Genomic DNA, 24,258 nt, shown 5'->3' with positions numbered 1-24,258 from the left:
ACCTTGAAAATGGTGAAGAATTATTTGTCTGATTTACTGGTATCTTTAACTAATTTATCTAATTTTGGTAAGTATTGGTCTTCAGCAATCTTGCCATTATACGTATCATTTAATACTGCATCAGCTGGGCCCCAGAAAGAAACCATCGCTGGAAGTTTCGGCATTACAACAGAATGATCCGCATCACTCATCGTCATCACAGCTTCTGCCACCTTGTCAGATGTCACTTTTCCATCTGTTTGAGCTTCTTTATTTGCTGGCACTGTACCATTTTTTTCAAAAACGGTTAATTGATTTTCTTTATTTGTTAAGAAGTCTGCTAGAGCCATTGCCGCAACAGGACTTTTAGTTGATGCATTAACTCCGAATAATTTCACCCCTAGGAATGCTTTTTGTTGAACAGGACCATTGCCCAAATCAACTGTTGGATATGGTGCAACCGCAAAGTTATCGCCTAAAGCTTTTTCCACATCTAATTTAGACCATGGACCAGATAAGAAGGCATCAATTTTGCCATTTCCTAAATTAGAAAGTGCATCTGCATTCGATTGAATAACACCAGGATTGTCTTTTTGCTCACGAACCCATTTCAAAACTTGGACCCCTTTATCGTTGTTGAAATTCGTTCCTTCGATATCTTCCCCGTTTTTCCCGTATAATTCATCCCCATTTGACATGAACAACGGTGTGAAGATATAGTTTGCTCCAGCTTCGCCAAAGTTTGCTCCTAATTTTCCTTTTGACGTTAGCGTTTCCCAGCTTTTAACATCGGCTTCTGCTAATTTCTCTTTGTTATAATACAAGATTTGTGATTCAACGCCATATGGGTACCCATATAATTTCCCATCATAAGTCGCAGCTTCCACTGCACTTTCTGTACTATTTTCTTTGATGCTATCTTCATATTTTGTATTGGCATAGATAATCCCTGCATCTACCATTTGCCCTAGTTGGTCATGCGGCATCATGAATACGTCTGCTGCAGCACTAGGATCTTTTTTTAGATTTTCTTGTGCTGTTGCGGATTCACTTGGCTTGATCGTAACTTTCCAATCTTTATGTTCTTTTTCGAACTGTTCTACTAATGGTTTGTACGTATCAACGAAAGCTACATCTACCCATAATTTTATAGAAGCGTTTTCATTTTTGGCAGTCGTTTTTTCATCTGATGATCCGCCGCCACAAGCCGCTAGTGTAAACGCCGCCGCTGTCATTGTTACCCCTAATGTCAAAAGCTTTTTCATATTTCTTTTCATCTTTTGTTCCTCCTAGGAATTTTTTACTGTTCTATTCTCTTACATTGTGCAATCGTTTGCGTAAAATGTCAAGTGAAATATAAAGAATTTATAAAAATACTTTCATTAAATTTACACAACGTATTAAAAATGACTTATCTAACAAACAAAAAAACGTTGATAAACAACACTATAAATTTAAATATAGCTAAATATAGGGTTTTCCAGAAGGATTACCTTTATTTCTAGGGCAAATAATCTATTTGTTAAAACAAAATGCAATCGTTTGCGAAAAATACGTTGAAAACGGTTTTCTTATGTGTCATAATATGGGTGGTTTTTAGAAAACATGGCAGGAACAGAAAATGAATCGATATCAGGAGGAAAAAATTAGATGAACACTGCAGCAATCCACCACCAACCCGAAAGCGAATTCGCTTATTTATACACAGCTAACAAAATGCACGTTCGACTACGCACCGGTAGAAGCGACATAAAAAACGTTTCACTGATCAATGGTGATCCTTATCAACTTGAACACAGCGAATGGTTTAAATCAACGATACCGATGGAAAAGTATTTATCCACAATGACACATGATTACTGGATAGTAGAAACATCCGCACCGCACAGACGCTTAAGCTATGCATTTCAGATAGAAGGAATGGATGGTACAGTGCTTTTTTACGGCGATCACGGATTCTTTCCTTATCAAGAATCTACTTTAAAAACAGCAGGCAATTATTTTAAACTTCCTTATTTTCATGAAGCAGATCGTTTCAAAGCACCTCAATGGGTGAAAGAAACAGTCTGGTATCAAATTTTTCCGGATCGTTTTGCAAATGGCGATCCAACCAATGATCCTAAAGGTACTTTACCTTGGGGCAGCCAAGAACATCCTGGACGAGACGACTTTTACGGCGGAGATTTACAAGGTGTTTTAGATCATTTAGATCACCTTGTGGATCTTGGAATCAACGGCTTATATTTTTGTCCGATTTTCCAAGCTGCTAGTAATCATAAATATGACACAATCGATTATTTCGAAATCGATTCAGCTTTTGGTGATAAGAAACTCTTTAAAAAACTAGTGGAGGAATGTCATAGACGTGGAATTCGCGTTATGTTGGATGCTGTTTTCAACCATATGGGAGACTTTTCGCCACAGTGGCAAGATGTGGTTAAAAATGGCAAAGCTTCTCCGTACGCATCATGGTTCCATATCCATAACTTTCCAGTCACTTATACAGCGACTGCCGATTTTGAATTTTCTAATGACATTACTTATGATACATTTGCCTTCACACCTCATATGCCTAAATTAAACACGGCCAATAAAGAGGTACAAGATTATCTACTAGAAATTGCCCGTTATTGGATAGATGAATTTAACATTGATGCTTGGCGTTTAGACGTAGCAAATGAAGTAGATCATCGTTTTTGGCGTAAATTCCACGATGTCTGCACTGAAGCAAAACCAGATATTTATATTTTAGGCGAAATCTGGCACTCATCCCAACGTTGGTTACAAGGCGATGAATTTCACGGGGTCATGAATTATGCCTTTACAGATGCAATTCTTTCTTATTTTGTACACCAGACGATTCCTTTGAATAAGCTCGTATCTGAATTAAATCATCAATTGATGCTTTATCGTGAACAAACCAACCAAATCATGTTCAATGTGCTAGATTCTCACGATACGCCACGTTTATTAACAATCGCCAAAAACAACAAAGAACTAATGAAACAAGTCTTGGCGTTTACCTATTTACAAAAAGGCGTGCCTTGTCTTTATTACGGAGATGAATATGCAATGGACGGCGACGGAGACCCAGATTGTCGTAAATGTATGGTTTGGGAATCAGAAAAACAAGATCTGGAGATGTACCAATTCGTCAAAAACTTAATTGCCTTTAGAAAAAAACACCAACCACTTTTATCGGAAGGAAAATTACGTTGGTATGAAGCAGATGAGCAATCAGGTATTATCGATTTCGCCTATGAACATGAAGGAAAGATGCTCCGCAGCATTTTTAATACTGGGAAACAGCCTATTTACATTGAAAAAGAAGAAATTCTATTCTCCGCTCGAGCACAATCACTGGACGAAAAGGCCATCGAAATTGCGCCTTATGGGTTTATCACATCAGTAGACACAACAGAAGGGATTGAACAAAATGACAAATCAGGAAGCAAGCACTCATTGGTGGCAAGAAGCCGTCGTTTATCAAGTTTATCCACGGAGTTTTCAAGATAGTAACGGTGATGGTATCGGTGATTTGAACGGAATCATCCAAAGATTAGATTATTTGAAACAATTAGGAATCAGCGCGATTTGGCTAAGTCCTGTCTACCGTTCGCCAAACGATGACAATGGATATGATATCAGCGATTACGAACAAATTATGGCAGAATTTGGAACGATGGAGGACATGGAACAGCTGATTCAGGAAGCTGAAAAAAGAGAGATTAAAATCATTATGGATCTGGTCGTTAACCATACCAGCGATGAACACCCTTGGTTCGTCGAATCTCGTTCATCTAAAGACAACCCTTATCGTGATTTTTACGTCTGGCGCAAAGGAATTGATAAAGACACACCTCCAAATGACTTAGAATCAACTTTTCTAGGTTCAGCGTGGCAATTAGACGAGACGACCGATGACTATTATCTACACTTATTCAGTCAAAAACAACCTGACTTAAACTGGGAAAACCCTGCTGTCCGAAATGCTATTTACGATATGATGAACTTTTGGATCAATAAAGGGATCGGCGGCTTTAGAATGGATGTTATTGATCTAGTTGGAAAAATCCCAGACAAAAAAATCACTGGAAACGGCCCAAAACTTCACGACTATTTACAAGAAATGAATGCTCAGACTTTTGGCGGAAAAGATTTGCTGACAGTTGGCGAAACATGGGGCGCTACACCAGAAATCGCAAAACTTTATTCTGATCCAAAAAGAAACGAACTTTCTATGGTCTTTCAATTTGAGCACGTTGCATTAGATGAAGAACCCGGAAAAAGCAAATGGGATCTGCGTCCTTTACAGATAGCAGAATTAAAACAAGTCTTTTCAAAATGGCAAACCGAACTTGGCGACCAAGGTTGGAATTCCCTATTTTGGAACAATCACGACCTCCCTCGAATCGTTTCAAGGTGGGGAAATGATCGTAATTACCGTGTACAAAGCGCTAAAATGCTGGCTATTTTACTGCACATGTTAAAAGGAACTCCTTATATTTACCAAGGTGAAGAAATCGGAATGACGAATCGTGTGATTCAAGATATTAAAGAAGTTGAAGATATCGAAAGTAAGAATATGTATGCTGATCGCATCGAAAAAGGCTACACAAAAGTTGAAATTTTGACTTCTATAAACACTAAAGGTCGCGATAATGCCCGCACACCCATGCAATGGGCTGATATCGAAAACGCTGGTTTTACAACAGGTACTCCTTGGCTCGCCGTCAACGATAACTATCCCGAAATCAACGTTGCCAATGCTTTAGCTGATAAAAATTCGATTTTTTATACCTACCAAAAACTAATCGAACTGCGCAAAACATCTCCTTTGATCGTTTGGGGTAGTTTCGAATTGCTAACAAATACAGCCGATGAAGTATTTGCTTATTATCGTCATTATCAAGGAACAAGTTGGTTAATTGTTTGCAACTTTTCAGACCAAAAACAAGCATTTTCATTAGATCAAACAAGCACTGAAACGATTATCGCAAATACTGAGAAAGACTATAGCAAACTTTCTGACAGAACATTAGAACCCTACGAAGCATTCGTGGTTCATTTATCTAGTTTCAAAGGCTAGCTCCTCGGAAAAAAGATGAAATAGGATTGTGGCAAATTACGCCACTCTCCTATCTCCCTATTTTTCTGTCGGTGCTGAACGAGCCTTTTACACTTTTATTCTTATCTAGTTTCAAAGGCTAGCTCCTCGGAAAAAAGATGAAATAGGGTTGTGGCAAATTACGCCACTCTCCTATCTCCCTATTTTTCTGTCGGTGCTGAACGAGCCTTTTACACTTTTATTTGGAGGGAGTCCATGTCTAATACAGCAATCGAAGTTAAAAAAAATAGCAGTTTGGAGAAAAATAGTTGGTGGAAGAATGCGGTGGGGTATCAAATCTATCCTCGCAGCTTTAAAGACAGTAACCATGACGGCATTGGTGATTTGAATGGTATCCGTCAAAAACTACCTTACTTAAAAGAACTTGGCGTTGATTTTATTTGGATCAACCCAATCTATGCTTCACCAAATGTTGATAACGGTTATGATATTTCTGATTACCAAGCGATTCATGAAGATTTTGGTACGATGGATGATTTTCAAGCGTTGCTTAAAGAAGCACATGCTCTAGATTTAAAGATTATTATGGATTTAGTCGTCAATCACACTAGCGACCAACATCCTTGGTTTATCGAGTCTAAGAAATCGCTTGATAATCCTTATCGTGATTATTATCATTGGGCCGATGCAACAAAAGACCAGATGCCTAATGACTGGCAATCCTTTTTCGGTGGCTCAACCTGGACTTATGACGAAACGACCCAACAAGCTTACTTTCACGTTTTTGCTAAAGAGCAACCCGATCTTAACTGGAAAAATCCGCGTGTTCGCCATGAAATTTACCAAATGATTCGCTGGTGGCTTGATCTTGGTATTGATGGTTTCCGGATTGACGCAATCAGTCATATCCAAAAAGAACCTTGGGATTTCAAGATTACTGATAATCAATGGGCCCCCTTTATGAATGTCTCTGGTATCGAAATGTATTTAAAAGAATTAAAGGCTATTTTTAATGAATACACGGTTATGACAGTCGGCGAAGCCAGCGGTGTCCCACATCATGAAGCTGGTGCTTGGACGGGTGATCATGGGTATTTTAATATGATTTTTGAATTGGAACATTGTGAACGTATTGGCGAAATAGGCCGTCAAAAAGGTTCTATTCCACATTTAAAACATTCCTTGAACCAATGGCAAACCAGCCTAGAAGAGGATGGTTGGAATGCTCTGTATTTAGAGAATCACGATACACCTCGCAGCGTGTCTGTTTACGGCGATGATTCCCCCGAAGCAGCAAAAGCTTTAGCAACAGTTCTTTTGTTATTGAAAGGAACTCCTTTTATCTATCAAGGCCAAGAGGTCGGGATGACTAATTATCCATTTAGCTCGATTGAAGAACTGAATGCAGCAGATACAATTCATTTTTATCAAACGTTATTAGCACAAGGAACAATCAGTACAGATGCTTTAGCAATTGCAGTGAATTGGTCCAGAGACCATAGCCGTACACCCTTTCAATGGGAGGATGCTTTGCACGGAGGATTTTCAACAACTGAACCTTGGCTGAAAGTCAACGAAAATTACCGAATGATCAATGCCGCACAGAAAGATCTTAAAACCAGTAGCATTTTCCATCATTACCAAGCTTTGATTCGACTAAGAAAACAGACAGATGCACTTATTTACGGAAAATTCCAATTACTTTTACCTGAACATCCAACTGTTTTTTGTTATACACGCACGACCCAAACAGAGTCTTGGCTAATTTTAGTACAGTTAGGCAGGAAACAAACAACTGTCTCATTTCCGGATTCTTGGGATTATTCTAAATGGGAAGAAATAGTAACCACAGTAGATGCTAAACCGCTAGAACAGCTTATGTGCCTTTCAGATTACGAAGCTCATATTTATCGAAAAACGACCATTTAATTCCATATAAAAACCCAAAATAAAATGAAAGATTCATTTTATTTTGGGTTTTTTACTCAGACAGACGTTTTTTCTCTCTATTCAACAAAGTAACGTAACACGGTCTTCATTTTTTCAGGCGCTACTTTTCTAGGATCAGAAAGGTAAATCTCTTTATGGGCAAATGTCGTTCTACTCAACTGATGTTCTTCACAATAATGTTGCATCACTTCAAAGCTCTTAAATTCATCATCATAAGAGCCTACATGCAACATTTGCACACATTTTCCATCCTCAATCGTTTCAAACTTTACATTTTGATTATTAGGATTCGACTTCTTTTTAGAAATCTTTTCTATATTCGCTAAAGCCAATTCTTCTGTTACAAAATCTGGTTGGCGAATCATGATTTTATAGACCAAATCCGACTTATCAAATGCCCTGCCATCAGCTACCGCTTCATCTGACAATGTCCAAATCCCCTCCAACGGATAAACCGTGTATTCAAAATAACCTTCTGGTGTGGTTCCGTTTTTAGGCATCATTCGAATACCGTATGACATCGCGTATAAAGCAGCTGTCTCTTCCCCAAATTGCGAATCATTAGGATCACCTTTTCCTGAAATCGTATAAAAATTCTGTTTCGGCACTGTTAGCTCCATTGGTTTTGCTTTTGGTAAATACAACGCCTTCTCTTGTTTACGCCACTCAAATTTCATCTCTTCATCTCCTATTCTCTTGCAACCTCGTTTGGCGATCTTTTCCTTTGATTATAGTCTATATTTCCTCATAAATCATTATCCCTCTTTTTAATAAGCAGATGTGAGGCTCAATAATTACCAAAAAAATTTATCCTACTAGCATTTGTTTAAACAAATTATTTCCAAATCCCCCCCTCACCAGATTCAAATACTCCTTCCTTTTTCTCTTCTTACCTGATATCACAATGATTGGTTATATAAGTAATCCATCTTTTGGTACTAAAATTTATAATCTAGGTCATAATTTAGTATTCTCAATCTTATTGATTTTCATTTACCTTTTTACTCAAACAGCTCTTTTATTGCCGATCGCTATCGTTTGGAGCGCTCATATTTTTATGGATCGAACGTTAGGCTACGGTCTTAAATACCGCGATGAATTTAAACATACTCCTATCCAAAACCTATAAAAAAAGAAACACTAGACAGATTCATATCTGGTCTAACGTTTCTTTTTTTATTCTATGTCGTAATGATTGTTTTTTAGTGCTATGTCATAGAGATATTATTTGATTAAATCAATTCCCAAACATTTGAAGTTTTCGGCTCATTTCCTTGTGTCCACCATTTTGCTTTATATGTGTCACCTTGGAATGTCACTGTATCGCCACCGCTATATGCTTTGCTTGTTTCCCAGTTCACCGCTTTTTTTGAAAGAAGTTTCCAAACATCTGATTGATCTGGACGCTCACCTCTTGTCCACCATCTTGCTTCATATTCTAAATCGTCAAAAATTACTTTGTCACCATAGTTGTAAATTTTGTCAGCTTCCCATGTTGTTTGACCACTTGGAGCTTCTTTTGTCTTCACAGAAAATGCTGCACTCGTTTCTGAAACGTTGCCGCCAAGACTGATTGCTTTGACAGTGTAATTGTATGTTGTGTTAGCTTTCAAGCCAGTATCTTTAAAGTTTGTTTTTTCTGTTGTCGCCACTTTTTTACCGTCACGATATACTTCATAGTTTTTAACACCTAAGAAATGCGTTGATTTTGTCCACATTAAATCGACTGAATTTTCAGTAGTTCCCATAGAGTGAACGTTTGTAGGTGCTGTTGGTTTTTGATTATCTTCAACTGCTGACGATTGTGTTTTTACCTTAACAGCTGCACTCTTCTCAGAAATTTTGCCGTTTGTTCCAACTGCTTCTACTTGGTAAGAATAAGTTGTATTTTCTGTTAAGTTTGCATCGTTAAATTGAGCGCCACCAACTGTAGCAACTTTTTTACCATCACGGTATACATTGTATTCTTTGACATTAGAACCCTTGTTCCAAGTTAATTTAAGCGAAGAAGTTGTCACTTCTGATGCTTTAACATTTGTCGGTGTTACAGGAGCTTCTTCAACTGGAGGAGTAATTTCCCCATTCCCTTTTACATTTACATCGATTACGTTATAAAATGCATTTGCTGTATCAGCAACATCCCAAACAGCTAAGATTACATGGTAACCTGAACGGTTTTCTGGAACCACGATTTGATGTGATTTATTGTTTGAAGCAGCTGATCCATCATGTTTTACTTCACCAATGAAATCAAAATCCGCTCTCGCTAATGGTTTTTCTGGGTTCCAACCAACTTTTGTCATATAGTAGTGCCATTTCGTTGTGCTGTGTGGCGCTGTATAGTGCCAAGAGAATGTATTTACCCCAGTTTTAATATCTTGTTTTGTCCAACGATTTGCGCCAGTACTATCCATTACGAAATCTGTGATTTGTCCTTTACCGCCTTGAGCTGATGCGATACGGCCATCTGCTGGTCCAGCTTGCGGAAATCCTTTATCATATTCTAAAGATTGAGGATTGGTAATAACCATTCCATACTTCTCCATCGCTGGTCCCCAACCAATTGTATTTTTATCTAGTGAACCTTGGTAACCACGTGCAGCTGGTGTCTCTACATATCCGTGAGCATCTGCTTCATCCGCATTCATCAGACCTACTCCACCTAAAATAATTGTTGACATCAATGCTAATCCTACTAATTTTTTCTTCATAATTCTCCTCCATTCAACGTTTGCCTTCGACTGGCTTAACATTAGTTTAAACGTTTTGTAAGAAAAAAAAGGGTCATTTATCGTCAAAAAAAAGGAATACTTGATTTAATTTAGCTATTCTATAAAAATTAAATCAATTTTTAAACAAAACACACTAAACATTACAAATGTTATCAAAAAAAATCAGATTTAAAGGTCAGATTTTTCTACTAAACAGAAGAATTTGACCTAAATATTTAAATTATTGTAAAAAAATATAGATTATTATCCCCTGTTATATAGACAAAATAGATTGTTTCGAGTTAAAATAAGAATCAGAGTGAAATTTATTTCATCTTAATATGAACAAATTTAAAAAATAACATAAAGAATAGAAAGTGATGATACTATGAAAGAAATCCTTTCCTCACGATCCAAACGTCAGTTAGAGCTAATGGAATTATTAGCTGACAATGATTGGGTCACGTTTTCCACCGCATCTGAAGCATTAAGCGCTCCTGTAAAAACATTAAAATCAGATATTATTGAATTAGAAACATTGCTTGCACCTGCTACTATCGAGTCCTCAAAAAAATATGGTATTCGCTTAGCGACCAATTTTGGCTTTTGTAAAACGAGTATTTATCAAAAATTTATAAAAAATAGTGTTGAATTTCAGTTGATCGAAAAAATTTTTTTACATAATTTCTCTACTATCGTTGATTTAGCAGATGATCTTTATATCAGTGTCTCAACGATCAAACGAATTGTTTTACGAGTTAACCAACTACTTCAAATAGAAGGTTTTACAATCAATTTGAAGAAGATGCAGCTCGTTGGTGATCCACATAGTATTTGCAATTTTATGCAGCATTATTTTTATGAGAAGTATGGAGTGGCTGAAAGTCTTTTAACTCCTGCTCAGTTGGTTATTTTAGATAAAGTCGGACTTCAAATCGTTAAACAAGCAGTCCCTAATGAACCTTCATATAACTTAGACTTTTCTCTACTAAATCGCCTACGTTTCTACACTTATACGATTATCAATCTGTTAAAACATAATAGTGAAAATCAACTTCACAATCTACCTAAAAAAGAATTTCCAATTCTTAATGATACATATGCTTGCGATGAATTTTATAGTCAATTTCATTTACCTTTATCTTCCGTTAATTTAAACACTTTTTTCTATTTATTTTTTAGTGATCAATATGCTGACTCACTCGATACTGTACAAGAACTGATAAAAGTCGACCGTAATGCTTTTTTAAAATACCAAAAAATTGAAACTCTTCTGCAAGAAATTGAAAAGAAAATGGGCTGTAAATGTGCTAATTTTGATGATATTTTTATGCGTCTCTACAACTTAGATTGCCAAATACACGGACGAACGTATATCTTGCACAATAAGAACAAAGAATTTCTTATAAGCATCAAAAACCTATATGGCCATTTTCCAACGGAACTGATTCACTCATTACAGGCTATTTTTTATTCCAATCCTTATAAAGAATATATGATTTATGAAGCGATCTCGATTTTATTTACTAATTGGCCCCATTTACTTGATCGTTTAGAGTACTCAACGCCAACTATGAATGCTTGCCTTTTATTCAATTCTGGAATAGAGTATATGAACATGCTTTCGGAGCGCATCACTTACTATTTAAGGGGCCGTTTCTCTTGTACACCACTACAAGTCACTTCATTAGAGGAGCTTGCAAAAGAAGCATCTGCGTATGATTGCATCATAACCAATATTCCTGAAATCTATATCGATAACATTCCGACAATTGTTATTCCACTGATTCCTGATGCTAAGAGTTTTGATAAATTGATGTTAGTTTACGAAGATTATTTTGACACGAAATAAAATGATAAAGAAATAAGACGAACCAAAACACACTATACGTTTTGGCTCGTCTTATTTTAAAAGAGAAAAGTCATTCTATAAAAAAATTGGGAGAATTCACATACCAAATTCAGTTGATATCATCCCAAACTAGCTATTTTCACTATCAACTTTTCATAGATCAAGGTACTTGCTACATATAGCATTAATCTTGAGCGAAGTTGTTTCCGATTACTAGGACTGTTATAGGTCAACAAAGAATATGTACTGATCAACTTTAATTTGTTAGATACCATATTAGTAACCGCAATAATCGTTGTACCTTTGCTTTTTGCTTTGACTATAATTTCATTGATTTTGTCCTCTTCACCGCTTAAAGAAAAAACAATAACTACGTCTTGTGCTTTGCAGATTTGAGGAATTCGTTCAAGTAAAAATTGTTCTGAATAATTATCCGTCCAAAGATCAATCAAGTTCAATTTATGGTTAAATTCAGATGCCACTTGAGAGCTTGAACCCATCCCAACACAAAAAATTCTTCTAGCATTAGTCAAACAATCACAGATTTGGTCTATCTTCTGCTCATCTGCTAACTTCAAAGTCGTTAACGTATCCTTATTTATCCCTTCTAAAAGATGATAAAAATCAAATTCTGCTGGACAAATATCTAGTTTTTCTTCTCTAGACACAATGAATGCCTTTTTCAACTCATTAAATGTTGCATAGTTCAGTTTTTTACACGCTCTGATGACGGTAGCATTTGATACATACAGTTCATCTTTAATATCTTTTAATTTTAAATTTCCAATATCCGTAAAGTTTAAAATGAAATCAATGACTTCTTGTTCAGCTTCTGATAATTTTTCATAGTTTGCATTGATAACTTTATAAATATCACTCATATAAATTAAATCCTCTCTATCTCAAACCGCTACTTTGTTTCAAAAATAAGAGAACTTGTTGTCTATTCTTATCCTTTCCAACGAGATAAATAGGAACTTGCTGCTCTATTTTTTCGAAAAGCAACGATTGATTCTTTTTCTCTTGAAAGAAAATTTTAGGTAAAATCGACCGGCCTGCTCCTTTTTTATCAGGTCAATCATCAAGTAAATAGAATCAACTTCAACAATTTTACATGTCTGCGGATTGATTAAAGACAGCATCATCTTTCTATACGGACATTCTTTATCTCAACTGATTAGGTATACATCCTGTACACCTTTTGCAGACAGCCAACCAACTTCTTCGTTAAGTAGAAGGTGGTTTTTAAAAGAAGTCACTTTGTTAATCACTACTATATCTAGTTCTGTTCCCCCATACATTGCTTCTAATCGATCTAGCTTATCAATAATTCGATTGCAGGTTGGTAATCGAGAACATCCGTTAACTCAACGTAATTAGAGCCAATAGTTTTCGTACAGAGGTTAGGACAGAAGCGTTTAACTACGAGAACCAAGTCGGTATTGTGCAACATCAATTCATTATATTCATTGCGTTTTACAACAATTTCAGCTTATTCCCCTAGGCATTGCTTCTGATCCCACCGTTTATTCGGATTCCTTGATGCTGAGATATGATTCTTAGCGTTATGCCCCAGCATCATTTTCTTATAATACGTTTCAATTTCGTTGATTTGGGCTAAAATTACAGTTGCGTACTTCAATAATTTTTCGCCTTTTGAAAGCAATACAACGCCTCGATTCGTTCGTAAAAAAAAAAGAACTGACAACTCTTGTTTCAATAATTTGATTCGTTCAGTTAAGTTGGATTGAGCATATTCCATTGTTCTAGTAGCCTGTGACATCGAACATGTAGCTGCTATACGTTGAAAATTTCTCAAGTCATTCACTTCCATCATACTACCCATTTCTTCCTATCATAATTACTGATTCCGTATATCATTTTTTCGTCATATACAATGCCTGTAAAAAAAACATACTGATTTTACCAAGAATAGGAGCTGATTTAGATTGAACGCTATGCAATACAACATCATCTTACCCAGTGATCATGACATGTCACTGATTAAAAAATAGTTCACAAACAGATAATTAAATAGTCTACTCTTTAAAGAATATCTTATTTTAGAAAAAGCACAAGAGTAAATTTCCAATTTATATGCCCCTTTATCTGGCAGAACAGAATACTTAAATAAGGTTGCTCTTTATCCCACCATGTATTTATACTTAAGGTGTGAAACAAAAGTGGTTTTTACTTTTGCCTCACACCCAAATCTTCTTGGCACTTAAAACAATAGGCTAAATGATCATCTACCATGCCTGTCGCCTGCATAAACGCATAGACCGTTGTTGTACCTAAAAATTTAAACCCTTTTTTCTTTAAATCTTTACTGATTTTATCAGATAATTCTGTAGATGCTGGCACTTCTTTGATATTTTTCCAACGATTTTTAATAGGCTTATGATCCACGTAAGACCAAATAAACTGATCAAAACTGCCGTGTTCTACTTGAATCTCCATAAATACTTTCGCATTATTGATCGCCGCATTAACCTTCAGCTTATTTCTAATAATACCTGGATCTGCTAGTAATGAATCAATTTTTTCTTGCGTATATTCAGCAATTTTTACGTAGTCAAATTGATCATATGCCTTAGTCAACGTCTCTCTTTTTTTAAGGATCGTCGACCAGCTCAATCCGGCCTGCATGCTTTCTAATATCAACATTTCAAAAAGCTTTTGATCCGTATGCTCTGCCGTCCCCCACTCTTCATCATGATATTTTGCTTCTAATTCATTTCCATTGGCCCAATCACATCGAACTTTTTCCATATCTTGCTCCAATCAGTTTTATTTTATCCAAGCATAACACGAGAACGTATGTTTGTAAATCAGATAAAAAAAGACTAGGGAAACGTTACCCTAGTCTTTGCATGCCTATTATCTATCCAATTTACTTGCTGCAGCTTCATCCAAAATAACCGTAAGATTAGGGTGCAATTGTAAAACGGATGCTGGATATTCTTCTGTTACTGGCCCTTGCAATACATTCTTTACCATTTCTGCTTTTTTCTCGCCATTAACGATCAAAATCAAGTGTTTCACGCGCATCACACTAACGGGTCCCATCGTAACAAATTCTAACCCTTTTTCCATCATATCAGGTACAAACCACGGTTCGTCGCCTGTTACTTTTACCTTATACGTCAAATTTTCAAAGCTTGTTGTTGTTGGCATATTCCCACAGAAATGCCCATCTCCACCTAAACCGATCAACATTGCATCCAAGCCGCCAGCCATTGCTAATCGCTTGTCTTGTTCTGCATAATTTTCTACAGTCAACGGATGGATATTGGATTCCTTGATATTTGCAGGCGTTAAGTATAACTTTCTCAAATCAGTAATTGTTACGCCTTCTGCTTGATTAGCAACTGGTATTTCATCAAAATTATAATAATGAACATTTGCGTAATCTGGCGAGTCTTTTACAACGTCTACCATTCTTTCATAAACACCGACAGGAGTATTACCTGCTGTAATAGAGAGATTGACACGTTTATCTTCACTCATGTGACCTAATAAAATATTTTTAGTTGTTTCACTCATTGCGTCAAAGTTTTTTTCGATGATGATTTTCATTGGCTCACTCCATTTCTTTTTATAGCTTAATTGTATAATGTGGGAACCATCCCATGTCAATGGGTTTTTAGAAAAAATAAAACGGTTTCTTTTTACAAGAGAATAAAAAGCAAACCTCAATCAAAGGTTCGCTTTACTCATTCATATTCTTATTTATAGATCACCCAAAAGTTCAATGCTTCATTCAGCAATTCATCTGCTGTAAATTCTTTTTTGGAGTGTCCTTTTGTCTCAGAATCATTTGGATCATTCACCCAGAATTTACCGTTATTCGTTCCGCTCAGTACCATGATATGGCCTGTTTCCGTAAATAAACCTGGTTTTACGGAGATGATCACAGGATGATTTTGCTTTAAGTGTTCTTCTACAGAGGCGATATCCGTTTCTAAATCTTCAAATTGATAACCTTTGACTGTTGCAAAATCAGAGAACGCCGACCAAGCTGTACCTTCACCTTCTACAAAATAATCATTTTTTGACCAGTCTAGAATATCTTGAGGCGTGTATGTTTTATTATCTAGGTAAGAAGATACCATCGCTAAAGAAAGGATCGCACAACCATTTATTTCTAAGGTATTTCCGTCTGGATTCCCCGTACCATATGGTGTCGACTTCCATTTATCATCCGTTTGCAATAATAAGTTGATCGGCATCCGGTTAACAAATTTCCCTTCACTCAGATCCTGGTTGATTTGCTCAGTATAGGTTAGTTTTTTTACTTTTTCTGGTTCTTTTTTACTTTCACTTGTCTCAGTCAATTTTATCTCATCAGCCTTGCCAGCACTAAATAAAGCTGAAAAGCCATGTCCTTCTTCCATTGGTGCTACTTTTGCTAAAACGAATCCTGCAAATGCTGTTCCGACTAATAATGCTATGATATAAGCTTTTGATTTCTTTTTTTGTTTTTGCTTCATGGATATCTCCCTCTTTTAAGTTGAAAGTGTTAATCATTCCTCTCACTTCCAAGCAAATTACATAAATAGTAATTGGTACTTCTAATATTACTGAAACTAGTAAAAAAAGCAAGTAGGAATGATTATTTTCAAAATTATTACGAACATATTTTCTTGAACTATTTGACTTTTTTAGGTAAAATGGTAGTATCTGATTATTCAGAGTCTGAAAGTAGTAGCAAATTCGTAAAGGAGGTAGAAGAATGGACAATAACCATAAATCAACAATGAAAAGCATTTCAAAATTGATCAGCCAATCTTCCCAAAGTTTCTTTTCGGCATTTTTAGATGACTCTAAAGATAAACAGAGTAAAAATAAAGAGCGTGAGGAAATTCTTAAAAAATTACAAGTTGCTTCTGCTCAAAAAAGTTTAGTGGTGTTACAATTAAAAGAAGTGCCGACTTCTCAAAAATTTGAAACAGTTTCTGGATGGATCGTTTCTAAGAGTATAGGTGACTCGATCATGTTACGGTTACAAGAAGACAGCCAACAAATCCGGATGATCACGGTTGAACATATAAAAAAGGTAAGTACATTGTCTAAAAATGATAAACGCCTCATCAAATAAATAAAGCAGTCAGAGGGAGACGAACATGTTTCCTCCTCTGACTGTTTTTCTATCTATCCATCGTTACATCAAATCAAACCCACAGCAAGAAGTTAAGAATATTATTTTTCACTCAAAAAAGACTAGAAAGCTACTGCACAAGAGTGTTCAAACAAGCTATACTATAGATAATAAGTAATTTGTTCTTTTTTTGCTAACTAAAATAACTGTACGTAACGAGACAGGAGGAAAAATCATGTATCTGACAATGTATGATGACACACATCAGGAACACATTAATAATTACTGCTTATCCGAAAGAAAATTACGCTATGTTCGTGAGCCCAAAATAGCGATTGCTTTAACAAAAAAGGATCCACAACGTCATGCTGTTCTTGCCTTTAAAGACGAGCATTTGGTTGCCTTTTTGACCCTGTATGAAGCTAGAGGCGGCAGCCCTTATTCTGATAATAAAAACAGTTTATTAGTACATGATCTTTCAACAGACTATCGCCATTTAAACAATGGCCATGTTAAAAAAGCTGTACAATTATTACCGTCATTCATTCGTCAACATTTTTCAACCATTGATCAACTTACGATCATTGTTAATGAAGACAAAGCATTCACTCAAGCTTTACGTTTAGAAGCTGGCTTTGAATATACAGAAAATAATCTACCTTCTGTTTACGGTTCTCAAGTCTTTTTACAGATTTCTATTTAAAAAAAGCGATTTGGAGGAAATACTATGCAGTTAAAACTATTAGATGACCTTGACTATACCATCCTAAAATTCCCAGCGCATGCCGAAATACCTGCTTTATTCCATGAAATAAACGCATTTAAAAGTATTACCTACACAGAAGATGAGTGCTCGATTATTGTTCCTTCTAACACACTTGAAACCAGCCAAGCACTTTCTGTCGACAACGATTGGTGCATCATTCAAGTCATCGGAGAGTTAGATTTTTCCTTAGTTGGCATTTTGACTCAATTAGCCAATCCTTTAGCTGAAAATCAGATTTCGATTTTTGCTTTGTCCACGTATAATACTGACTATCTTTTAATTAAAAACAAAGACAAAGACAAAGCTGTCGATGTCTTATGCGATTGCGGTCATATATTTCAATAACTTTTCTCTACATTAGTTAAATTCTCTTTTATGGGTATTATTCTAACAATCTGATACAATAAAAGAGATAGAAAGTACGCTCGTTAAAAGGAGATATCTAATGAAAAACGAATATGATAACCCAAACTTTTTCGAGGCCTATAGCCAAATGGATCGCTCTAAAAAAGGCCTTGAAGGTGCCGGTGAATGGCATGAATTGAAAAAATTATTACCTGATTTTACAGGAAAATCTGTTTTGGATCTTGGCTGTGGTTATGGTTGGCATTGCCGTTATGCCGTTGAGAACGGTGCTGAAAAAGTTATTGGCATCGATTTGTCTGAACGGATGATCGAAAAAGCCAAAGAAATGACCGATTCTCCCAAAATCAGTTATCACCTAATGGGGATGGAAGAAATTGATGGATTAGGTGAATCATTTGATATTGTGATCAGTTCTTTAGCACTCCACTATGTTCCTTCATTCGACGAAATTGCTAAAAAGGTCAATCATTGTTTAAATTCTGGTGGAGACTTTATTTTTTCTGCGGAACATCCGATTTTTACAGCTCAAGGAACTGAAGATTGGATTTATGATCAAGATGGTCGACCAATCTACTGGCCAGTTGACCGATATTTTGATGAAAGTATTCGTGAAACAACCTTTTTAGGGGAGACGGTAATGAAATATCACAAAACGTTGACCACCTATCTAGATGGCTTATTGACAAACGGCTTTCAAATTACTCGACTAGTCGAACCGATGCCTGCTCCTGAAATGTTGGAAGTAAGCACCGAAATGCGTGACGAGCTGCGTAGGCCAATGATGTTGTTGGTTTCTGCTAAAAAAGTTACTCAACAAGACTAACTCCCTTCGATAGTCTTAAACCATTGCGGCAAAAGGAGGTATATCGAGTGCACGATTTAGCTCAAAATATTATGGGTAACCTGATTCCATTCTTTGATTTGTTTATTTTAGCCTTGAATATTTTTTCCATCGTAGTCTTGATTTGGGGCGTTATCATGGCTGGTATCGATTTTCTAAAAAGTGAACGCACGGATCGAAATCGTGTAGTGATGGCACGACAAAATAATTTCATTAAAAGTTTTTTAGGCAGCTATATTCTACTTAGTTTAGAAATACTGATTGCAGCTGACATTATTGAATCCATTATCAAACCAACATTCCAAGATATTTTAAAATTAGCGATTCTAGTAGTGATCCGAACCGTAATCTCTTACTTCTTGCATAAAGAAATTGAAGATGCATTAAAAGATAAGGAAAATGAGACTGAAGAAAAAAAGACGAACTGATTACGTTTCAGCTCGTCTTTTTTCTAACTTAACCGTTGTGTAGCCAATTGATGTGTGTACTTAATTTGAAGCATCGTTGCACAAATTAACGTTACAGCAATGACCGGAAACAACGACCCTATCCACGTACTTAATAGCACTGCGACACTCACTAAAAGAATGGTGCCTATGACCAGTTGCCACAGCTTCTTTTGAAATAGCCACTGATTTTCTTTCAATAAATAATGTGTAGCAAATATGATGCATCCGCTTATAACGTAAATCATCTCTTCACTCTCCTAACATCCTGTTAAATCCCTTCAGTTACTGCAATAGAGTCCTCTTGTTCTGCTTGTTTTTCTTGCTCTACTTGGATTTTCTCAAACATTTTGAAAAATGGATAATAAATCGCTAATGAAACCGCAAAACAAACAAAAACCATCACACAGGCTACCCAATTCCAATTAGAAGTGATCAGCGCTCCTAATGGTGCTGGAATCGAAAACGGCGGCTTTACCATCATTTTAGGCATCCAACCAAGTGCCGTCACAATATAAACCAAAATCGTATTCACGATCGGAACTATAATAAATGGAATCGCAAGCAATGGATTCATCACAATTGGTGTCCCAAAAATAACAGGTTCATTGATATTGAAAATCCCTGGTAAAATCGATAATTTCCCTAACTGCTTTAAGTATTTTGATTTAGAGAATAAAAATAAGCAAACAAGTGCTAAAGTCGCGCCAGTCCCACCCATTTGTGCATACCATTGGTAAAATTGTTCTGTAAAAATATTGGGTAATTGAAAAGCACTCGTCCCATTTTGAAACAATTCTGCATTTTCAATGATCGCTTGATCCCAAAAAGGACGAATGATCGGTCCTAAAACAGCATGTCCATGAATCCCTAAAGCCCAAAATAAACAAATCATAAACTGTGTGATAATACCGCCAAAAATATTATTTCCAGTTAAAAAAACTTTCAAAGGTGAAATTGCCACGCTTAACAAATCATTTAAATTAAAATTGAAAAAGTGACGTGGAACCCAGAAGACTAAGATTACTAACAATGTCGGCAACAGAGCCGCAAAAGATTCTCCAACAACAGGAGGAACTCCTTCTGGCATTTTGATTTCCAACTTTTTTTCCTTGGTAAAACGATAAATCTCAACAGATATCAAGGCTGCTACGATCGCCCCGAATAACCCTTGCGAACCAAGCGGTGTGATTGGGATGTAACGGCCACCTGCTACCGCATTTCCAGCGACATCCACACCTTCTTGAAGATTGACCGGCATAACCATCAAAAGCGTTGCCAGCATTGAAAGAAAACCGCTAGTGATCTTATCCAGCTTATACGTATTGCCTAAAAATGAACCAATTGTAAAAGCAGCATACAAAGACATCAATCCTACAGTAAATCGAAACGGAACATCTAATGCTGCTAGATATGGTGCGATCATCTCAGAATAACCAGGGATTGGCAAGTTAAGCAGAATCGTAAAAAAGGAACCTACGATTGTCAGCGGCAAAATCGAAATCAATCCATTCCTGATGGCCTGTAAATGCCGCTGATTACCAATCGCATTTGCAATAGGTAACAGTTTCATAGCTAAGTTATCAAGAGTTTTCATCATAAGAATCACTTTTCCTTTCTTTAATCAAACCCATTATTTTCAATTGTTTCTTTAAACCATACACCAGATTTTTTCACTGACTTTTCTCCTGTCGCAAGATTCAACCGATAAAAACCATAACGATTTTTATACGCATTGCCCCACGACCAACAATCCACAAACGTCCACATATGATACCCTAAACAATTACTGCCTTCTTTCATCGCTTGATTTAGATACGTCAAATGTTCTTTCAAAAAGTCGATTCGATAATCATCTTGGACCATTCCTTCTTCAATAAATGCCTCTTCGCCTTCGATCCCAATACCATTTTCAGAAACAAACCAATCGATATTACCATATTCTGTCTGAATCTTTTTGGCTATATCATAAATTCCTTTAGGATATATCTCAATTCCACGAGATGTATTCATCCGTCTACCAGGCATAACATATTCATCAAAGAACCATTCTGGCGAAAAAACCCCGTCAGGATTTGGCAGACATTCCTTCGCTTTGACTCGACGTGGACGATAATAATTGATACCTAAAAGATCAATGCTTGTGGCACTAATCAATGCTAAATCTGCTTCTGTCACTTCTGGTAATTGATCATATTCTTCTAAAACTTCTTTTAAACGCGCTGGATACTGCCCTTTCAAAATCGCATCATTGACACTCTTTGTATAAAATAAATCCGCCATTTCAGCCGCATATAAATCTGCTGGATTTTGACTACGAGGATAAACTGGTATCACATCCATGATAATTCCGATTTTCCCAGCTAGTTTCATTTCACGGTACACGTTGACCGCTTCACAATGCGCTAAAATAATATTGTGCAATACCATCGCCGCCCGTTTAAAATCAACAACATAAGGATAATGACGGTCATGCAGATAACCTGCTTCTGCTGGTATCATCGGCTCATTAAAGGTAAACCAATAGTTCACCCGATCCCCAAACAACTCAAAACATGTTTCAGCATACTGCTTATACGCTTGGATTACTTCTTTGTTTTCAAATCCTCCTTTCTCTTGTAGCGCCATCGGCATATCGAAATGATATAAATTGATAAACGGCTCTACACCCTTAGCAATCAATTCATCAATCATATGATTGTAAAACTTTACTGCCTTTGGATTAACTTCTCCTGTACCATTGGGTATCAAACGTGACCAAGATAAGGATGTACGAAATGAGTTAAATGAAATATCCTGCATTTTTTGAATATCTTGTTGGTAGTCACGGTAAAATAAAGAAGTATTTTCCGTCGTGACCCCGTCATAAAAACGATGATTATATTCTTTTGAAGCGTAATCCCAGATATTTTCCCCTTTACCATCATCTACAAGACGTCCTTCCGCTTGCGTTGCGCTAGATGCGGCTCCCCAAAAGAATGTTTTTGGAAATTCTACTTTCATTGCTTATTCCTCCAATTATTAGTCTAAATTCAGATAAACAGCAAGATCCGAAACGAACAACACTACACTGCGTTTCGATCTCATTATTGTAAATCACGAAGAACAACGTGATTCCATGATACAAAATACAAGTTGGTTGGGATAAAAGTGTTTAGTTCTAAGAAATAAGTTTCTGTTTCAATCACCTTGCAGATTGCGCTTTCACACTCTATAATTGGAGTATAGCATTGATTATAATGTTTTGTTATGCGCTTTCATTCCTTTGTGATAAGTGACGTCTTTTGTCATTTCTCACAATTTTGTCACAGTTTGTAACCATAAGGAGGACGCTATGCTTTTTTTAGACTATGTTCCTGATCTAAACCCTTTAGAATATGAGATTTATCACTATATCGCCAATCATTTAAACATCGTCACTTATATGCGGATCAGAGATTTAGCAGATGAAACACACACGAGTACCGCTAGCATTTTACGCTTTTGTCACAAATTTGAATGCAATGGTTTTTCTGAATTTAAGGTGAAACTTCAGTTATATTATGAATCTATCAACCAAGCCAAAATCGCCGACATAGATGAAACACAGCACATTCATTTTTTAGAACGTGTTAATGAGCCTTTTCTAGATAGCAAAATTGAACAAGCCGTTACTCTTTTAGCCGATAAAGGATTGGTTCTTTTTCTTGGGTCTGGTTCTTCTGAGCCGATTGCCGCTTACGGCTCACTGTATTTCACTAATTTATCTCAAACTGCACTGCGGATCGAGGATCCTTCTAATTATCCAATCGAATGGTTTCCAGATGATATCCTGGCACGTACCTGTGTGATCGCCCTTTCCGTAACGGGTGAAACTCAAGAGATCATTCACTATATAAAACGTCTGAATACAAAAAAATGCTCGATCATTTCGATCACAAATAGCGACAGTTCCACAATCAGCCGCATGTCTGATTTGAATATTCCATATACGATCAGTCGGGAAACTATTTATAAAACGAGTGACAACCACGATAAAACAATCGAACTTACCTCGCAGTTGCCAGCACTTTTTCTTATTGAAAAAATTGCTAAACGCTTAAGATTGCAGAAAAATATTTAACCTAAAAAAACGAGCAGAAGAAAGTTTTTCACTTTCATCTGCTCGTTTTTTCTAGTATACTAGGCCTGCCTCGGCAACTCAGTAAATCCAAACTCATCTTCTTGCATCAGACGCCATGTTCTTTTGGCTGTATTATAAATTAATATTGCAATGACTGGTTCATTACGGTAAGCAAAATTTTTCGTTTTCCATAAAGAATCTTCCACGACATGAATCGGGATGTGGTATTCTTTTCCCTTGATATCCATCTGGTCAAAGCAGAAAACAACACCTTCTTGTAAAACCGGCTTCATTTCTTTCAACAATTCTCCGTCTAATTTTTCAACTGAAATGCCTCGTTTGAAGAACGTTTTCCGATCATTGACTTTCTCTAGAATAACTCGAGTGATCTTATCCGCTAAAATCCTATAAAACTCATCAATATAACGATAATAAACTCTCGTCATATGATCAACAAATTCAAAAAAGACAAAATCATTTTGTAATTTATAAAAGAATGGTGAATGCAAGCTCGTTTTCATGTGCCCAAAATAAAGCAACTCCGAAATTTCCAAAGGCGTCAATTCTTTAAGCATCGTAACGTCGGAAAAATCGATCCATTTGATTTCTTCATTCATTTTCCGACGATCAACTGTAGAAAAATATTGATCTACGTTTTCCTGTCCGCGAATAATTTTCAAGCCACTGTGCATATCGTATTCGCCTTCTTCGGCAGAAGGATTCAGTAAAAGCAGGTTCTTAGGGTGATGAACAATGGAACGTGTAAAATCTGTATGTGTGATCCCTTTTGATAATACTGCATTACTTGTCATATCAATATGTACATAAATCAAGTCCAACATTTGTTCCATCACCCCCGTCTTTTGTCTTCTATTATATTCTACAATATTTCAGTGAGAAAAGCTTGTGTCTTTTATTTTAAGATTCAGTTACAAAGAGTTAAAAAGTGCCCACTTTCTATAGCAGATAGTGGATATCCCCCTAAAAATACTGCGCAGTTGTCGTATTTTTAAGGTTCCTTTTAAATAATCATATTTATAAAAAAATAAAGATTTTAAACTAGGGTTTCAGTTTTA

At 36.3% G+C, this 24,258-nt stretch carries 23 protein-coding genes; 11 read left to right on the top strand and 12 right to left on the bottom strand.

From position 1 onward, the window contains the following. Nucleotides 1-20: 20 nt before the first annotated feature. On the bottom strand, nucleotides 21-1,256 hold the full coding sequence (locus tag I583_RS15430) for an extracellular solute-binding protein (protein ID WP_010762346.1): 1,236 nt from the start codon (nucleotides 1,254-1,256) through the stop codon (nucleotides 21-23). Between the two features lie 373 nt (nucleotides 1,257-1,629). Here I583_RS15430 and I583_RS15425 point away from each other — a divergent pair, with 373 nt between their 5' ends. The 3 genes from I583_RS15425 to I583_RS15415 all read left to right on the top strand — a co-directional run bounded on the left by I583_RS15425 (nucleotide 1,630) and on the right by I583_RS15415 (nucleotide 6,976). Further along, nucleotides 1,630-3,495 carry a glycoside hydrolase family 13 protein gene (locus tag I583_RS15425; protein ID WP_010762345.1) on the top strand — a complete coding sequence of 622 codons (1,866 nt, stop codon included), beginning with the start codon at nucleotides 1,630-1,632 and terminating at the stop codon, nucleotides 3,493-3,495. Further along, complete coding sequence (locus tag I583_RS15420; protein WP_034683649.1) at nucleotides 3,416-5,068, top strand: glycoside hydrolase family 13 protein; 1,653 nt, start codon at nucleotides 3,416-3,418, stop codon at nucleotides 5,066-5,068. The genes I583_RS15425 and I583_RS15420 overlap by 80 nt, the downstream gene beginning before the upstream one ends. Before the next feature lie 234 nt (nucleotides 5,069-5,302). Next, entirely contained in the window at nucleotides 5,303-6,976 is a 1,674-nt protein-coding gene (locus I583_RS15415) for a glycoside hydrolase family 13 protein (RefSeq protein ID WP_010762343.1), read from the top strand. A 77-nt stretch (nucleotides 6,977-7,053) separates the two neighbouring features. Here the strand turns inward: I583_RS15415 and I583_RS15410 are convergent, their stop codons facing one another. Continuing rightward, on the bottom strand, nucleotides 7,054-7,674 hold the full coding sequence (locus I583_RS15410) for a GyrI-like domain-containing protein (RefSeq protein WP_010762342.1): 621 nt from the start codon (nucleotides 7,672-7,674) through the stop codon (nucleotides 7,054-7,056). A 113-nt stretch (nucleotides 7,675-7,787) separates the two neighbouring features. Here I583_RS15410 and I583_RS16610 point away from each other — a divergent pair, with 113 nt between their 5' ends. Next, nucleotides 7,788-8,126 (top strand): DUF4260 family protein, encoded by a 339-nt coding sequence (locus tag I583_RS16610; protein WP_071865875.1) that lies wholly within the window; start codon nucleotides 7,788-7,790, stop codon nucleotides 8,124-8,126. Nucleotides 8,127-8,229: 103 nt separating this feature from the next. On the opposite strand, the gene I583_RS15405 is transcribed toward I583_RS16610, so the two are convergent. Next, entirely contained in the window at nucleotides 8,230-9,708 is a 1,479-nt protein-coding gene (locus I583_RS15405) for a lytic polysaccharide monooxygenase (protein ID WP_010762341.1), read from the bottom strand. Nucleotides 9,709-10,096: 388 nt separating this feature from the next. Between I583_RS15405 and I583_RS15400 the strand changes: the two genes are divergently transcribed. Next, nucleotides 10,097-11,560, top strand: a complete 1,464-nt coding sequence (locus tag I583_RS15400) for an AcpB/EbpR/MafR family transcriptional regulator (RefSeq protein WP_010762340.1) — start codon at nucleotides 10,097-10,099, stop codon at nucleotides 11,558-11,560. 119 nt (nucleotides 11,561-11,679) lie between these two features. Here I583_RS15400 and I583_RS15395 read toward each other — a convergent pair whose 3' ends face one another. The 5 genes from I583_RS15395 to I583_RS15375 all read right to left on the bottom strand — a co-directional run bounded on the left by I583_RS15395 (nucleotide 11,680) and on the right by I583_RS15375 (nucleotide 16,053). After that, nucleotides 11,680-12,441 (bottom strand): MurR/RpiR family transcriptional regulator, encoded by a 762-nt coding sequence (locus I583_RS15395; RefSeq protein ID WP_010762339.1) that lies wholly within the window; start codon nucleotides 12,439-12,441, stop codon nucleotides 11,680-11,682. Between the two features lie 611 nt (nucleotides 12,442-13,052). Continuing rightward, complete coding sequence (locus I583_RS15390; RefSeq protein WP_051094830.1) at nucleotides 13,053-13,397, bottom strand: LysR family transcriptional regulator; 345 nt, start codon at nucleotides 13,395-13,397, stop codon at nucleotides 13,053-13,055. Between the two features lie 353 nt (nucleotides 13,398-13,750). After that, the gene (locus tag I583_RS15385) at nucleotides 13,751-14,332 is read right to left on the bottom strand and encodes a DNA-3-methyladenine glycosylase I (protein WP_010762337.1); all 582 of its coding nucleotides are present in this window, start codon (nucleotides 14,330-14,332) and stop codon (nucleotides 13,751-13,753) included. Nucleotides 14,333-14,440: 108 nt separating this feature from the next. Beyond that, nucleotides 14,441-15,139 carry a glucosamine-6-phosphate deaminase gene (locus I583_RS15380; protein WP_010762336.1) on the bottom strand — a complete coding sequence of 233 codons (699 nt, stop codon included), beginning with the start codon at nucleotides 15,137-15,139 and terminating at the stop codon, nucleotides 14,441-14,443. 149 nt (nucleotides 15,140-15,288) lie between these two features. After that, a complete protein-coding gene (locus I583_RS15375) occupies nucleotides 15,289-16,053 on the bottom strand; it encodes a C39 family peptidase (RefSeq protein ID WP_010762335.1) in 765 nt (254 codons plus the stop codon). A 242-nt stretch (nucleotides 16,054-16,295) separates the two neighbouring features. Between I583_RS15375 and I583_RS15370 the strand changes: the two genes are divergently transcribed. The 5 genes from I583_RS15370 (at nucleotide 16,296) to I583_RS15350 (ending at nucleotide 19,062) form a co-directional block, all read left to right on the top strand. Continuing rightward, nucleotides 16,296-16,661, top strand: a complete 366-nt coding sequence (locus I583_RS15370) for a hypothetical protein (RefSeq protein WP_010762334.1) — start codon at nucleotides 16,296-16,298, stop codon at nucleotides 16,659-16,661. Nucleotides 16,662-16,896: 235 nt separating this feature from the next. Continuing rightward, the gene (locus tag I583_RS15365; protein ID WP_010762333.1) at nucleotides 16,897-17,364 is read left to right on the top strand and encodes a hypothetical protein; all 468 of its coding nucleotides are present in this window, start codon (nucleotides 16,897-16,899) and stop codon (nucleotides 17,362-17,364) included. A 24-nt stretch (nucleotides 17,365-17,388) separates the two neighbouring features. After that, nucleotides 17,389-17,772, top strand: coding sequence for an ACT domain-containing protein (locus tag I583_RS15360; RefSeq protein WP_010762332.1), 384 nt, complete (start codon nucleotides 17,389-17,391; stop codon nucleotides 17,770-17,772). Between the two features lie 100 nt (nucleotides 17,773-17,872). Further along, complete coding sequence (locus tag I583_RS15355) at nucleotides 17,873-18,616, top strand: class I SAM-dependent methyltransferase (RefSeq protein ID WP_010762331.1); 744 nt, start codon at nucleotides 17,873-17,875, stop codon at nucleotides 18,614-18,616. Nucleotides 18,617-18,663: 47 nt separating this feature from the next. Beyond that, nucleotides 18,664-19,062: a DUF1622 domain-containing protein gene (locus I583_RS15350; RefSeq protein WP_010762330.1), complete on the top strand. Its 399-nt coding sequence runs from the start codon at nucleotides 18,664-18,666 to the stop codon at nucleotides 19,060-19,062. A 23-nt stretch (nucleotides 19,063-19,085) separates the two neighbouring features. Here the strand turns inward: I583_RS15350 and I583_RS15345 are convergent, their stop codons facing one another. Genes I583_RS15345 through I583_RS15335 form a run of 3 tightly spaced genes read right to left on the bottom strand, consistent with a single transcriptional unit; the run spans nucleotide 19,086 to nucleotide 22,083 of the window. Beyond that, a complete protein-coding gene (locus I583_RS15345) occupies nucleotides 19,086-19,328 on the bottom strand; it encodes a hypothetical protein (protein WP_010762329.1) in 243 nt (80 codons plus the stop codon). Between the two features lie 23 nt (nucleotides 19,329-19,351). Then, a complete protein-coding gene (locus I583_RS15340; RefSeq protein ID WP_034683791.1) occupies nucleotides 19,352-20,677 on the bottom strand; it encodes a PTS sugar transporter subunit IIC in 1,326 nt (441 codons plus the stop codon). Between the two features lie 23 nt (nucleotides 20,678-20,700). Further along, entirely contained in the window at nucleotides 20,701-22,083 is a 1,383-nt protein-coding gene (locus tag I583_RS15335; RefSeq protein ID WP_010762327.1) for a glycoside hydrolase family 1 protein, read from the bottom strand. 331 nt (nucleotides 22,084-22,414) lie between these two features. Between I583_RS15335 and I583_RS15330 the strand changes: the two genes are divergently transcribed. Beyond that, the gene (locus I583_RS15330; protein WP_010762326.1) at nucleotides 22,415-23,182 is read left to right on the top strand and encodes a MurR/RpiR family transcriptional regulator; all 768 of its coding nucleotides are present in this window, start codon (nucleotides 22,415-22,417) and stop codon (nucleotides 23,180-23,182) included. Nucleotides 23,183-23,241: 59 nt separating this feature from the next. On the opposite strand, the gene I583_RS15325 is transcribed toward I583_RS15330, so the two are convergent. Continuing rightward, nucleotides 23,242-24,024: a hypothetical protein gene (locus I583_RS15325; RefSeq protein WP_010762325.1), complete on the bottom strand. Its 783-nt coding sequence runs from the start codon at nucleotides 24,022-24,024 to the stop codon at nucleotides 23,242-23,244. Between the last annotated feature and the right edge of the window lie 234 nt (nucleotides 24,025-24,258).

Source organism: Enterococcus haemoperoxidus ATCC BAA-382, assembly GCF_000407165.1.
Lineage (GTDB): Bacteria > Bacillota > Bacilli > Lactobacillales > Enterococcaceae > Enterococcus_L > Enterococcus_L haemoperoxidus.
Note: the sequence above shows the minus strand (reverse complement) of the source record. Positions and strands in the feature narration are given on the sequence as shown.